The following is a 13,359-nucleotide window of genomic DNA, read 5'->3' as shown; positions in this document are numbered from 1 at the left end:
CCATGGACGCATTGCTGATAGCCGGGCTGCTCGTCATGTTGTTCGCCGTGTTCACGGTGATCCGTTCGGTGCGTATCGTTCCCCAGGCCCGCGCCCGCAACGTGGAACGGCTCGGCCGCTACCACAGCACGCTCAAACCAGGTCTCAACTTCGTGATCCCGTACATCGACCGGGTGTATCCGATGATCGACCTCCGCGAGCAGGTGGTCTCCTTCCGGCCGCAGCCGGTGATCACCGAGGACAACCTGGTCGTCGAGATCGACACCGTCCTGTACTTCCAGGTCACCGACCCCCGCGCGGCGGCCTACGAGATCGCCAACTACATCCAGGCCGTCGAGCAGCTCACGGTCACCACCCTGCGGAACGTGGTCGGCTCACTGGACCTGGAGATGACGCTCACCTCCCGTGACACGATCAACAGCCAGCTCCGGGGCGTGCTGGACGAGGCGACCGGCAAGTGGGGCATCCGGGTGAACCGGGTGGAGATCAAGGCGATCGACCCGCCCAAGAGCATCAAGGAGGCGATGGAGAAGCAGATGCGCGCCGAACGCGACAAGCGCGCGGCGATCCTCAACGCCGAGGGTCAGCGGCAGTCCCAGATCCTCACCGCCGAAGGTGACAAGCAGAGCGCGATCCTGCGGGCCGAGGGTGACCGGAGCGCCGCGATCCTCAAGGCTCAGGGCCAGTCCCAGGCCATCGACGAGGTCTTCCAGGCCGTGCACCGCAACGACCCCGACCCCAAGCTGCTGGCCTACCAGTATCTCCAGGTCCTCCCCGAGCTCGCCAAGGGACAGGGCAACACGTTCTGGGTGATCCCCAGCGAGGTGACCTCCGCCCTCCAGGGCGTGTCCAGGGCGTTCACCGAGTCTCTGCCGCAGTCCCCCGCGACCCGCGAGGCCCCGGCGATCAGCGAGGCCGCGGCCAGGGAGACGGCCCAGGCGGAGAGGGCGGCGGCCGAGGCGGTCGCGGAGGCCGCCGAGGCCGACATCGGCCCCCGTCAGCTCGGCGCCGCGTCCGCCACCGCCGACCCCCTCGCCGACCTGCAGAAGAGCCGCCACCACTCCTCCTGACCTCCTCCCGGCCCCTCCGTCCCCGCCAGTTCCGCGAGAGCGGACGGGGACGGCCGGCGCCTCCGCGACGTCCGGGCGACGTCCGGGTGGTGACCGGGCGACGTCCGGGTGGTGACCGGATGGTGACCGGGTGGTGACCGGCACCCGCGGGAGTGGTGTCCGGGAACAAGCGTGAAGCAACGCTGTGGGCCGGGTTAAGGAAACCGCGATGGACACCCCCCGAGCCGACCCGGCACAGTGCGTAAAGTCGGAAGCCAAGGGGGATCTGTGATGAAAGCGCTGGTCAAGGAGAGGGCGGAACCCGGTCTGTGGCTGACCGACGTACCGAGGCCGGTCACCGGGCCGGGAGAGGTGCTGATCAGGGTGCTGCGCACCGGCATCTGCGGTACGGACCTGCACATCCGGAGTTTCGACACGTGGGCCCGGCGGACCCTGCGGACGCCGTTGATCATCGGGCACGAGTTCTGCGGCGAGGTCGTCGAGACGGCGCCGGGCGTGCGGGACATCGCGCCGGGCGACCTGGTCAGCGGCGAGGGGCACCTGGTCTGCGGCAGGTGCCGTAACTGCATGGCCGGGCGGCGGCACCTGTGCCGCGACACGGTCGGGCTGGGGGTGAACCGCGACGGCGCCTTCGCCGAGTACGTGACGCTTCCGGCCTCCAACGTCTGGGTGCACCGGGTGCCGGTGGACCTCGACATCGCGGCGATCTTCGACCCGTTCGGCAACGCCGTACACACCGCGCTGACCTTTCCGATGGTCGGCGAGGACGTGCTGGTCACCGGCGCCGGGCCGATCGGGCTGATGGCCGCCGCGGTGGCCACGCACGTGGGGGCGCGCAACGTGGTCATCACCGACGTCAGCCCCGAGCGGCTGGCACTGGCCGGCAAGCTCGGGGTCAGCCTGGCGCTGAACGTCACCGAGCGATCCATCGCGGACGGCATGCGCGAGCTGGGCATGCGGGAGGGCTTCGACGTGGGCCTGGAGATGTCCGGGAACCCGCAGGCGCTCCGCGACATGATCGCCAACCTGACGCACGGCGGGAGGATCGCCCTGCTCGGGCTGCCGTCCGAACAGTTCTCGGTGGACTTCGCGACGGTCGTGACCTCGATGATCACCATCAAGGGCATCTACGGCCGGGAGATGTACGAGACCTGGTACGCCATGTCAGTGCTCCTGGAGAAGGGCCTGGACCTCTCCCCCGTCATCACCGACCGCTTCTCCTACCGCGACTTCGACGCCGCGTTCGACACCGCCGCGAGCGGCAAGACCGGAAAGATCATCCTGGATTGGACCTCCTGATGTTCGACAACGTCCGCGCCGACCTGCGCGACACCCTCGACGAGATCGCCGACGCCGGGCTGCTCAAGCCCGAGCGGGTCATCACCACCCCGCAGCGGGCCGGCATCGCCGTCGCCGGAGGCGGCGAGGTGCTGAACTTCTGCGCCAACAACTACCTGGGACTCGCCGACCACCTTGAGGTGGTGGCCGCCGCCAAGGAGGCCCTGGACCGCTGGGGCTTCGGCATGGCCTCGGTGCGTTTCATCTGCGGCACCCAGGAGGTGCACAAGGAACTGGAGGCACGGCTGGCGGACTTCCTCGGCCAGGAGGACGCGGTCCTGTACAGCTCGTGCTTCGACGCCAACGGCGGGGTGTTCGAGACGCTGCTCGACGAACGCGACGCGGTGATCTCCGACGCGCTCAACCACGCGAGCATCATCGACGGCATCCGCTTGTCGAAGGCCCGCCGCCTGCGCTACGCCAACCGCGACATGACGGAGCTGGAGGCCAGGCTCAAGGAGGCGGCCGACGCCCGGCGCAGACTGATCGTCACCGACGGGGTGTTCTCCATGGACGGCTACGTCGCGCCGCTGGACGAGATCTGCGACCTCGCCGAACGCCACGACGCCATGGTCATGGTGGACGACTCGCACGCGGTCGGCTTCGTCGGCGAGGGAGGCCGGGGCACCCCGGAACTGCACGGCGTGACGGACCGGGTGGACATCGTCACCGGCACGCTCGGCAAGGCGCTCGGCGGGGCCAGCGGCGGCTACGTCGCCGCGAGGAAGGAGATCTGCGAGCTGCTCCGTCAGCGTTCCCGCCCGTACCTGTTCTCCAACTCGCTCGCCCCGATGATCGCCGCCGCCTCACTCCGCGTCCTTGACCTGATCAGCGGCTCCAGCGAGGCCCGGGAACGGCTGCGCGCCAACACCGGGCGGTTCCGCACCCGGATGACCGAGGCCGGATTCGACATCCTGCCCGGCGACCACCCCATCGTCCCGGTGATGATCGGCGACGCGACCGAGGCCGCCGCATTGGCCGAGCGCCTGCTCGAACAGGGGATCTACGTGATCGGCTTCTCCTACCCGGTCGTCCCGCACGGCAAGGCCCGCATCCGGGTCCAGCTGTCGGCGGCGCACTCCACCGAGGACGTGGATCGGGCGGTGGACGCCTTCGTCACGGCCCGCGGATGACCTCGCCGGGAAGTCGGCGGACGGCCTCGGCGACAATGAGAGGGTGATAGACACGCGGCGGCTCAGGACCCTGCGCGCGCTGGCCGACCACCGGACGGTCACCGCCGCGGCCGCCGCCCTGCACCTGACCCCCTCCGCCGTCTCCCAGCAGCTCGTCGCCCTGGAGCACGAGGTGGGCCACCGCCTGCTGGAACGCGACGGCCGAGGCGTACGGCTCACCTCCGTGGGCCGGATCCTGCTCGGCCACACCAACGAGGTGCTCGCCCAGCTCGAACGGGCCGAAGCCGACATCGCCGCCTACACGACGGGTACGGCCGGCGAGGTGAAGGTGGCCTCCTTCGCCACCGCGATCGGGCTCGTCGTGGCCCCGGCCGTGGGGGCACTCCGGGACAAGGAACCGGGCATCCGGGTGCACGTCCTGGACGCCGAGGGTGACCAGAGCCTCACCATGGTGCTGGACGGCGCGGTGGACGTCGCCGTCGCGGTCGAGTATCGCGGCGCCCCCGCCGAGGACGACCGGCGTCTGTCCCGGATCCCCCTCTACTCCGAACCGTTCGACCTGGTCCTGCCCCGCGCCCACCGCCTGGCGACTGTTCCCGGCCGCACCGAAGACGTGCCCCCGCTCCCGGACCACGACGCCGAGACGCTGTCGGTCGCCGATCTGGCCGGGGAGACCTGGATCGGCCCCTACCCGGGCAACCCATGCCACGACGTGATCGCGCTGGCCTGCGAGCACGCGGGCTTCATCCCCGAGTTCGCGCACTCCTCGGACGACTTCAGCGCGGTGGTCGCGCTGGCCTCGGCCGGAGCGGGCGTGGCGATGGTGCCCCGGCTGGCCCTGCGCGACACGGACCTGTCCGGCGTGGTGATCCGCCCGGTGGCGGCGGGCCCGAACCGCCGGGTCTTCGCCGCCGTACGGCGAGGCGCCGAACACCACCCCCTGCTCATCCCCCTGCTGAACACCCTCCAGGACACCGCGACATCCCTGCGCCGGTCTCCGTCCCCATGACGAAGTGTGGTGCTTGGCGAGATCAGACCATCCTATGCGGGTCAAGGTGAAGAGTATGTTTAGCCGTTCCAGGCGTGCCAGAACGGTGCGGCACCTTCACCCGCTGCCAGTAGCGCATTCTTGAGTGCGCTGGGCCGGACATCGGTGTCAGCGAGTTGGGCTACCGGGAGCCAGTGAAATTCGAGGTGGTTTTCCTGGCTCACCGGTTCGGGGACGCTGATTTCCACCTCGAAAACGAAGTTCAATTCATGGTGCGTGGCACCATTTTCGATGTAGCCGTGTTCCACTACCCCGGCGAAACCAGCGATCTTCGCATCTGCGCCGAGCTCTTCGGCGATCTCGCGCACTATCGCGGCTTCGACACGTTCGCCTGGCTCGACGTGCCCGCCCGGTAGGAACGACCACGCTTTACCGCGCTGTCGGACGAGAAGAAGGCGACTGTCTCGCCAGATGACTGCTCTAGCAATGATTTCTGTGGTCGCGGCGCTCATGGTTGTGCCTTTCTTGTCGGGAGGTGGCTCTAATGTTTCAGCTTGTGGGCATTGTTGAACTAAGCGTTGATCAGGTGGCCGCCGCTATCGGACAACTGTTGCCGGATGCCGTCCCGGTCCGGCCCCGCACGGCGCTGCGGACGGGTCGTAGTCACGCGTCGTGGGTGTTCGACTCCGGTCGCGGCGCGCTGGTCGGCAAGGCCGGGCAGGCCGGTCATTCCGATGTTGTCTTACGGAGGTTGGCGGAGCATCGCCGGGTGTGGAGGCACGGCGTACCGGTGCCGCGCCTGTTGGCGTTCTCGGCGTCCGATGACCTGGTGGGCGGTCGGTTGCTGATCGTGTCCGAGTACTTGCCCGGTCACGACGCCGAAGACGCGGCGGGCTCGCTGCATCCCGCTGCGATGGGTCGGGTAATAGCCGAGACCGGCGCGGCGCTGGCACGGCTCCATAGCGTTCCGGTGAAGGCGTTCGGTGATGCGCTTACGGGTCTGGGGGCCGATGCGGATTCGTGGAGCGTCGCGGTCGCGTCCCGTATTGAGTCGCTGTCGCGGGCGTATCGCGACCACGAAACTGACAGTGGCACAGGCGATCTGGTGCCTTCTGGTCTGGCTTTGCTTGGGGCGCTGTCTGATTCGGTGTCGCGGGTTGTGCGTCCGGCGGTCGCGCATTTGGATGTGTATTTGCCGAACATCCTGGTCGATGATGCCGGACGCTTCCGGGTGCTGCTCGATCTGGAACACCTGCGGTGGGTTGACCCGGTGATGGATTTCGTGAAACCGGCCATGTGGATGTTCGAGAAGCGCCCCCAGTGGGCGGAGCAATTCGTCAGCGGGTACCGGATGGTGAGCGAGCTGCCGCAACTGTGGCACGAGCGGCTGTCCGTCGCGGGCGGCTTGGAACTGCTGACCGGCGTGGACTACTGGACACGGGTCAGTGATCGTTCTATGCGCGATGACTACCTCCAACGGCTGCGGGCGTGGGTGCGGTCGGATGGCGCCGTCCATATGTGGCCTTCGTCGGTGAAGTGATCAGGTCCGCGATCTGAGCGGCCGAATCGTCCCATCCCTCGCCGTCAACGTCGATAACCCGCGATGGCATGGGTGAGGTCCGAGCCCAGCACAACAGGCGATCTTGGGCACGCTGCACGTATTGTGCTCTCGCTCGATCGTCGGGACCGAACCCTTCCAGGTAGGCGGCCCATCGTGGGCTGCGATGCGCGCGGGTGGACTCCACGCACTGTTGACGTATCCGGTTGGTTGGGACTCGGAGAACAACCAGATGTAGCCCCAGCGCCGCGAGGCGGTGTTCGATACTCAGCAGAGAACGCCGGTCCAATGGCAATCCGTAGACCGGCGCGTCGAACCCGAGCCCTTCCAGTAAACATGTAGGGGCCCACGCGGGCGCGAACCTGTGGTTCGGCAAGGTGCTGACCTGAAACCTCCGGTCGAAGTCTTCGAGAAACACGGTCAGGTTCTCCAACCACGACCGAATATTTGCTACGTGGTCGGAGCCGCTGCCGGTCGTATAGGTGTGCGTGGTCAGCGTCGCTGCTTGCGGTAGAGCGATCAGCGACTCACAGCCGCCCGCGATCAACTCGGCGGCGCATCGCTGGTAGACGGCCGTTTTACCGGCACCCCACACCCCCGCCAGCACACACCCCCTCATCGCGCACCACCCGCGATGATCGCCGCGACCCGGGCCAACTCGACGGGATCACCCCAACAGATCACCTGCACGGGCAGGCCGGCGAGCGTGGTCCACCAGGCATCCGGGTCCGTCGGATTGTTCGCGTTGCCAGGTAGATGTGGCCGGATGTTCAACCAGTCGTCCGCGAAGAAGTCGGCCCTGCCGAAGTCCAAATGACGACGCAGAGACCGCGCGTCTGGTGTCACCGGTTGTTCGTTGGGCGACCGCATCAGCACGATCACGCGGGTGACTTGGGTTGTGGATGTTGTTGGGTTGTCGAGTATCTGGCTGACTTCCAACGGAGTGAGTTCCACCTTGCTGTCAGTGAGCCCACCGCCACGCCGGGGCGTTGTGTGCGCCAGAGCACCCGAGAGCCGTGGTGAACCGCCGATGCCCTCAGGTGTGAAGCGCCACGCCAGCGGGACGCCGACCGCGCGCCACGTGCCCGCATCATCGGGTACCACCACGGTCCGATCGTTGGACAGGGCCGCCGCGCCGTGGTCCTCCACCAACCGTGTCAGGACGCTGGTCTTGCCCGCGCCGGGCTGCCCGCCGACCAGCACACCGTCACCGTTCGCCACGACCGCGCCCGCATGAACGGCTTGCCCGCCACAGGTTTCGCCGCCGCGCATGATGAGCTGCCGAACGACCCGAACGCCGATAGTCGCGGCTACGTTTTCCCGCACACTGGAAACCGTGATGTGGTTTCCCCGAACGGTGATCACATGGTCTTGCTCTCGCTCTGGTGTCAGGACTTCATGGTCTCCGCTTATCCATACCTGATACCGCTGGTCAGGATGGCTATTGCGTACCTCGGTCGGTGGCGTCGCGGGCACTGACCGCCGCACCCTGGCAACACGGTCGTAGCTCAGAGTCAGTGCGACATCAGTGCCGTTGCGCTCGGGCACGCGAAAGGCGCTCAGGTAGTGGGCCATCATCGTGTGAACGGGCTCGGCTGCCGTGACCGAACACGTACAGGTCACCAAGTCATAGGTTCGGCTGTTCACAGGCTCGCACCTCTTCCGCCCAGCACCCCTGGCGGGTGCGCTTCGGCGCGGCGAAGCCATACCGGCCGCCCCTGACTGGTGAATTCCGGGCTCCCCAAAGCGTTTTGACCGCCGTGTTCCGCGAGCCAACGCGGCACGCTGAGCGCGTCCGTGGCGGCCTGTGGGTCCAGCTGTTTCGGGGCGGGATGGTCGAGCCAGACGCCCACGTTGCTTAGCAGATCGGAGCCGATGTGGTGCCACGATAGTTCCCGCTCGACCGATCGGCGGCCGTCCGTGCCCACGGCCCGTAGCGCTTCGTGATCCCGCAGCAGCACCGCGAGCACGGATGCCCACGCGCTCAGGTCGTCCTCAACCACGACGCCGGGATGATCAGTGGACAGGCCCGTCACGGCCTCACTGGTGCCCAGCACCGGCAGACCAGCGGCCAGGTAATCAAGAACTTTCATCTTCGCCCCAGAGCCCGCCGTCAATGGTGCCAGCGCCACAGTTGCGCCGCGAAGTGCGGCGTTGATCGAGTCCACGCGGCCGGTGAATTCCAGACCGTCGGTGGGCGTGGTCAGCTCGGCCGGTCCCCGGCCGATCGCCCGTACCCGAATGTCGAGCCCTTCGGCGCGCAGCGACGGCAACAGCATCGTACGGATCGCCTGAACCGCGCGGGCGTTCGGTTCGTAGTACAGGTTGCCCACGAACACCAACGTGGCCGCGTCCACCGCCGAGCCCCACCACGTGTGCTGATCGGGGTCGGCCCCGTTGGGCAACATCGCCACCCGCGTGCCGTCGATCCCTGCCTCACGCACCAAACCGGCTTCGTGGCGCGTGGACACGAAAACGTAGTCGGTCGCCTCCAGCGCAGCCCGCTGGACCGTCTCGTACTGCCGTACCGTGGCGGGTGGCTCACCCAGGCTGGACGCCACGGCCGCTTCGTCGTCGTGAACGTCATACACCAACCGCGCGCCGAGACGACGCGACAGTTCCCGCCCTATCGTTAAGAGTGCTTCGGCCTCGCAGATCGACACGAAATCTGTTGCCACCGTGACCGATTCCAACATTCGCGCGAGTCGCCAATCCGAATAGAAATCGTTCGGATGCACCAGCAGCACGTCACAGGGCCAATCGGCCGCCGTGCCGTAGTCGGCCCCGCGATCACACAACACGAGCGTCACAGCCGCCCCAGCCCGGTAACTGTGCTCGGCCAAACCCAGCACCCGCGCGGGCGTGCCCGCGAGCGCACGGCCCCGCCACACATTCGGCGTATCCAACAGGAACACCACCGCCGGAGAAGAACTCATGACACCCTCCCGGCGTACTCACCTCCGGTAACGACCTCATCGAACTCGGCTTCGACCGTGTACCGGATGCCGCCACCAAACGAGACGTGCGGCCACCATGGCACCAGTTCCCGCAATCGGTCCGGCGCGGCGCACAGATTCGGGCGGACTCGGCGACGCAAACGCCCGTGATCCCGTTCTATTTCGACCTCGCGGCCGATCACTGCCGCAACCGTCTGAACCAGTTCCCGCCCGCTCACTGCGGTTCCGGTCCCGACATTGAACACCCCCGCCTCCCCGATGTGCAGTAGCGCTATCAGAGCTTCGGCGGCGTCTTCGACATAGACGAAATCGCGAGCGGACTCCAGATCCCCAAGCCGGAGAACAGAACCATTGCGGAGCTGCCGCAACACTTCCGGGAGCAGGTGCGGATGCGGATCACCCGGACCGTACACGTTGAACAGACGGCCGATAGTGATCGTGCAGCCGTCCAGCCGGTACGCCTGGTCGCGCAACAACCGCTCACCCAACAGCTTGGACACCCCATAAGCACCGACCGGGCTAACGGCGTCATCCTCGCTGTGCGGCAGCACGTTCGCGGCGTACACGTCAGCGGTTGACGCGAAGACGATCCGGTGCGGCGGATGCTCCGCGCACGCGTCCAGGAGATGCTGTGTCCCCATCACATTGACCTCTAGCGTCTCACCGGGGAACCGCTCACAGTCCGGGATGAAATGCCGCGCGGCCAAATGCACAACCGCCCACGGGCGTTCGGCAGCAACCAAACCGGCCAACGCCACCCTATGGCGAATGTCCGATATTCGGACCGCCACCTGTGGATTGCCGTTGAACTCGACCAACCGCCCCAGCGTCCCGGCGCTTCCATCATCGACCGCGACAACCCGGAACCCGTCGCGGAGCAGACAGCGCACGACGGATACCCCGATCAGACCAGCCGCCCCGGTAACCAGCACCGCCCGACCGGACCCTCGATCAGCCTCCGACCGTCCCGGATCAAAACTGCCCACGGTTCCCCCCTGTTCCTGGATCCACCGAGCCGATTCTGAACCGAAGATCCTGAAACGAGAGGAGGTGCCCTCCGACCTGGGATGATGGGAGTTCTTCAGGCTTCCCTTGCCTTGATCGAGAGGACACCTCTCAAACCACGCTGTCAGGATCTGTCCGGTGGATTCGTGGTCGATCAGGGCATTCCACATGCGCACGAACGCCCATTCCGATAGGTGTTCACGGGCGCGCAGTAAACGGTGCCGGTTGGCCCATTACACGCCTCGAAGCAGAAGATAACTCTCATAGTTGAACGAAGGTCAGAGGCGCGACGCATACGTTCACCGAAATACCGTTCCCTGACCGAACATGGCGGAGAGCCAGGAACGCCACCACCACCCGGACGGGAGGAACTCCGCGCCGGGCGCCGTCCTGTGATGGCACCCCTGTGGCGCGAGGCCCCCGGCGGGCGCTTCGGCGGGGGCGGGAGCGGGTCGGTTACCTCGTCCGGACCGTCGGCCGTCTCATCCGGACCAGACGAGGAGGGTGGAGGTGTCCGGGAGGGGGTCTTCGCAGGGCGGTGGATTGGCGGGGATCTCGCACCAGACGGTCCGGCCGAGGCCGGGGCCGTGCGAACGGTAGCCCCAGTTCCCGCCGGAGAGCGCGTTGACGATCGCCAGCCCCCGGCCGCTCTCCACGAGCCGGCACACCGGCTCCACGCGGATCCGGGGGTTGTCCTGGCTCCAGCCCCGGTCGGTGACCGTTATACAGAGCAGGTCGTCGTAGACCGTCAGCCGGAGAAGCAGTGAGTCGGCCCAGGATCTCTCATCCGGCTCCTTTCCCCCCTGCCGACCTTCCCCGTGCTGATTTCCCGCGTACTGACCTCCCCCGTGCTGTACGGCGTTGGTCACCAGCTCGGACACGGCCAGCCGCGCGTTCTCGTAGGCGGGGTCGTCCCTCCCCAGCCATGTGCGGACTTTGTCCCGCGCCCGCGAAACGGATTCGGGAATTCTGGGCAGACAGGTCTCGTGAAGCGTCCCCGGAATCATTGATTTGCCTCCTCCGGCCGAATTCGACCGGTTTTACGTCTCACTCAGGCCATTGGCCGGGGTGCCACCGCGTCTCTGAGGTGGGACTTCATACGGTCGCAAACACCCGAGGGCCGAGGTGTTGAATCGTGTTCGCAATATGTTCACAGTTGCCGGAACACCCTGGCGTGCCGGAAGGGATCCCCCTGACAATGACCTGAACACGGTGCCCAGCATCGAGAGGAGCCCGGAAATGAACGCCCCCCTGGAACCGGACCCGCACGTATCCTCACGCATTCAATTCGGCACGGAACTACGCAAATCCCGACTCATTGCGGGATTTACCCAGAGAAGGCTCGGCGAGGCGATTCACCTGTCGGTCAGCCAGCTCAGCATGATCGAGAACGGTCACCGGCTGCCGACCCTGGAAGTGGCCGGCGAGATGGACGACGCCCTCAACCTGGGGACGGCGCTCACCGGCCTGCTCGACCGCCTGAACCGCGCGGCGGCCCAGCTCCCCCGCTGGTTCCGCCCCTGGCTGGACTTCGAACGCGAGGCGGAGACCCTCCGCGTGTGGGAGCCGCTGATGGTGCCCGGCCTGTTCCAGACCGAGGACTACGCACGGGCCATCCTGAACCGCAAGCCCGGCACCACCGCCGAAGAGACCGTGGAGGACGTCGCGGCCCGGATGGATCGGCAGGAGATCCTGAGAAAGCCGACGCCCCCGATGCTCTGGGTCATTCTGGACGAGGGCGTGCTGCACCGCCCGATCGCCGAACCGGAGGTGATGAAGGGGCAGTTCGAGCGCCTTCTCGAAGCCGGGGAAAGCCCGCGAATCTTTCTCCAGATTCTTCCCTACTCGGCGCGGAACGTGCTTGGCTTGTTGGGAGGTTTCACCATCGCGGACTCGTCGAGGGGGCACCACCCCGTGGCCTACATCGACTCGCAGAGCACGGAAGACCGGGTCAGCGACCGGCCCGAGGACCTGAAGAACCTGGCATTTCTGCACGACGCGATCCGGGCGGACGCCCTGCCCCGGCGCGAGTCCCTCAGCATGATCAAGGAGACAATACGGAGATGCACGACCTGATCCGGGAACTTCGCACCGCCCAGTGGCGCAAGTCCACCCTCTCCGGTCACGACGGAAGCAACTGCGTCGAGGTCGCCACCCTCTCCGGCGGCCACCGAGGCATCCGCGACAGCAAAGACCCCAACGGCCCCGCCCTCATCATCACCCCCGACACCTGGACCACCCTCCTCACCGCCATAAAAAACGGCACCCTCGACTAACCTCGCACACCCCTTCACCCGAACAGCCCTCCGGTCCCCCTTCCGGAGGGCTTCCGAGGGATGCCGGGGCCGGAGGTTCAAACAGCGGGAGCCCGTGGTGTCAGCCGAACCTCGGCGACCGGGGCGGGAGAGGGGCGTCACATCGCGCTGATCGCGCCTGTCACGTAGGGGGCCAGCCAGATCGCCCAGACCACGAGGCTGAACCGGTGGAAGCTCTGCTTCTCGCCGGGCCGGTCACGGACCAGCACGACGACGGCCCAGAGCAGATGGACGGCCATCAGGACGAGGGCGACGCCACCACTCACGATCATGATGCTGCTGAGTCCCGAAACGGACGCCCCGGTCGCCGCACGGTCGTCGGCGATCATGCTCATCAGGAAGGTGCCGGTGGCGTCGCAGGTCAGACCAAGCATGAAGGCACCGGCGTGCCACCACTTCAGCGTCTTCTGCAGACGTTCCGCCCAGACTCCGATGGTGTAGAACACAAGGGCGAAGGTGATGATCACAATGGCGAGGGGAAGCAAGGGGACTACTCAGGCGCGACCCCGGCGACAGCGATCACCGGAAGGGCCGCGAAGATACCGTGAACAGCCCACCTGAACGGCTTGAGCGCAGGCGGGAACGGAAAGTTCGTCATTTCTCACTAACGGTAGGTAACCCCTCTTCTGGCGCGCATCGTTCAAAAGGTGTACTGCCGCAGTCCGAAAGAGCCAACCCGGGCAGATCATCCTCACGATGCGCGAGAAGAGCCCGTCGCCGCAGGCCGGAGGCATCCAGACCAACCCGTACCTACAGGGATCTCCGACTCCAGGCGCCACTGGCAGGACGAACCGTGGTCGAGAAGGACAGCGGGCGGCGTATCCCCATCCCAGGACCATCAGGGCGATACACGACGCGGGAGACTCCGTGACCGCCTGAGCCGACAGGGCCGACACGCCGGACCTGCCGGCTCAGATTCCGGTCCGGAAGGCGTACCCCCGTTACCCCGCCGCCCGGCCGGTGGCGAATCTCCCCGAACACCGTCGACGTCGCGG

Annotated in this window: 13 protein-coding genes; 7 read left to right on the top strand and 6 right to left on the bottom strand. The window is 66.8% G+C overall.

What is annotated here, in order from left to right:
* Nucleotides 1-2 precede the first annotated feature (2 nt).
* The 4 genes from ABZ194_RS16485 to ABZ194_RS16470 all read left to right on the top strand — a co-directional run bounded on the left by ABZ194_RS16485 (nt 3) and on the right by ABZ194_RS16470 (nt 4,550).
* A complete protein-coding gene (locus ABZ194_RS16485; protein WP_355596902.1) occupies nt 3-1,070 on the top strand; it encodes an SPFH domain-containing protein in 1,068 nt (355 codons plus the stop codon).
* A gap of 270 nt (nt 1,071-1,340) precedes the next feature.
* Complete coding sequence (tdh, locus tag ABZ194_RS16480) at nt 1,341-2,369, top strand: L-threonine 3-dehydrogenase (RefSeq protein ID WP_355596900.1); 1,029 nt, start codon at nt 1,341-1,343, stop codon at nt 2,367-2,369.
* Nucleotides 2,369-3,541 carry a glycine C-acetyltransferase gene (locus ABZ194_RS16475; protein ID WP_355597005.1) on the top strand — a complete coding sequence of 391 codons (1,173 nt, stop codon included), beginning with the start codon at nt 2,369-2,371 and terminating at the stop codon, nt 3,539-3,541. The genes tdh and ABZ194_RS16475 overlap by 1 nt, the downstream gene beginning before the upstream one ends.
* Before the next feature lie 43 nt (nt 3,542-3,584).
* Nucleotides 3,585-4,550 carry a LysR family transcriptional regulator gene (locus ABZ194_RS16470; RefSeq protein WP_355596898.1) on the top strand — a complete coding sequence of 322 codons (966 nt, stop codon included), beginning with the start codon at nt 3,585-3,587 and terminating at the stop codon, nt 4,548-4,550.
* Between the two features lie 59 nt (nt 4,551-4,609).
* Here ABZ194_RS16470 and ABZ194_RS16465 read toward each other — a convergent pair whose 3' ends face one another.
* On the bottom strand, nt 4,610-5,041 hold the full coding sequence (locus tag ABZ194_RS16465) for an NUDIX domain-containing protein (protein ID WP_355596895.1): 432 nt from the start codon (nt 5,039-5,041) through the stop codon (nt 4,610-4,612).
* Nucleotides 5,042-5,073: 32 nt separating this feature from the next.
* Between ABZ194_RS16465 and ABZ194_RS16460 the strand changes: the two genes are divergently transcribed.
* A complete protein-coding gene (locus ABZ194_RS16460; RefSeq protein ID WP_355596893.1) occupies nt 5,074-6,069 on the top strand; it encodes an aminoglycoside phosphotransferase family protein in 996 nt (331 codons plus the stop codon).
* A gap of 633 nt (nt 6,070-6,702) precedes the next feature.
* On the opposite strand, the gene ABZ194_RS16455 is transcribed toward ABZ194_RS16460, so the two are convergent.
* The 4 genes from ABZ194_RS16455 to ABZ194_RS16440 all read right to left on the bottom strand — a co-directional run bounded on the left by ABZ194_RS16455 (nt 6,703) and on the right by ABZ194_RS16440 (nt 11,056).
* Nucleotides 6,703-7,734, bottom strand: coding sequence for a hypothetical protein (locus ABZ194_RS16455; RefSeq protein WP_355596891.1), 1,032 nt, complete (start codon nt 7,732-7,734; stop codon nt 6,703-6,705).
* The gene (locus ABZ194_RS16450; RefSeq protein WP_355596889.1) at nt 7,731-9,023 is read right to left on the bottom strand and encodes a glycosyltransferase family 4 protein; all 1,293 of its coding nucleotides are present in this window, start codon (nt 9,021-9,023) and stop codon (nt 7,731-7,733) included. Before ABZ194_RS16450 ends, ABZ194_RS16455 begins: the two co-directional genes overlap by 4 nt.
* A complete protein-coding gene (locus ABZ194_RS16445) occupies nt 9,020-10,219 on the bottom strand; it encodes an NAD(P)-dependent oxidoreductase (RefSeq protein ID WP_355597003.1) in 1,200 nt (399 codons plus the stop codon). Before ABZ194_RS16445 ends, ABZ194_RS16450 begins: the two co-directional genes overlap by 4 nt.
* 312 nt (nt 10,220-10,531) lie before the next feature.
* Nucleotides 10,532-11,056, bottom strand: coding sequence for an ATP-binding protein (locus ABZ194_RS16440; RefSeq protein ID WP_355596887.1), 525 nt, complete (start codon nt 11,054-11,056; stop codon nt 10,532-10,534).
* Between the two features lie 139 nt (nt 11,057-11,195).
* Between ABZ194_RS16440 and ABZ194_RS16435 the strand changes: the two genes are divergently transcribed.
* Together ABZ194_RS16435 and ABZ194_RS16430 are read left to right on the top strand one after the other, a co-directional pair.
* The gene (locus tag ABZ194_RS16435; RefSeq protein WP_355597001.1) at nt 11,196-12,125 is read left to right on the top strand and encodes a helix-turn-helix transcriptional regulator; all 930 of its coding nucleotides are present in this window, start codon (nt 11,196-11,198) and stop codon (nt 12,123-12,125) included.
* Nucleotides 12,113-12,325, top strand: coding sequence for a DUF397 domain-containing protein (locus ABZ194_RS16430; protein ID WP_355596885.1), 213 nt, complete (start codon nt 12,113-12,115; stop codon nt 12,323-12,325). The genes ABZ194_RS16435 and ABZ194_RS16430 overlap by 13 nt, the downstream gene beginning before the upstream one ends.
* 137 nt (nt 12,326-12,462) lie before the next feature.
* On the opposite strand, the gene ABZ194_RS16425 is transcribed toward ABZ194_RS16430, so the two are convergent.
* Entirely contained in the window at nt 12,463-12,831 is a 369-nt protein-coding gene (locus ABZ194_RS16425; protein WP_355596883.1) for an HsmA family protein, read from the bottom strand.
* Nucleotides 12,832-13,359: the final 528 nt, after the last annotated feature.

This window comes from Streptosporangium sp. NPDC006007 (assembly GCF_040614315.1).
Classification (GTDB): Bacteria; Actinomycetota; Actinomycetes; order Streptosporangiales; family Streptosporangiaceae; genus Streptosporangium.
This window is presented reverse-complemented; position numbering and strand designations above follow the sequence as displayed.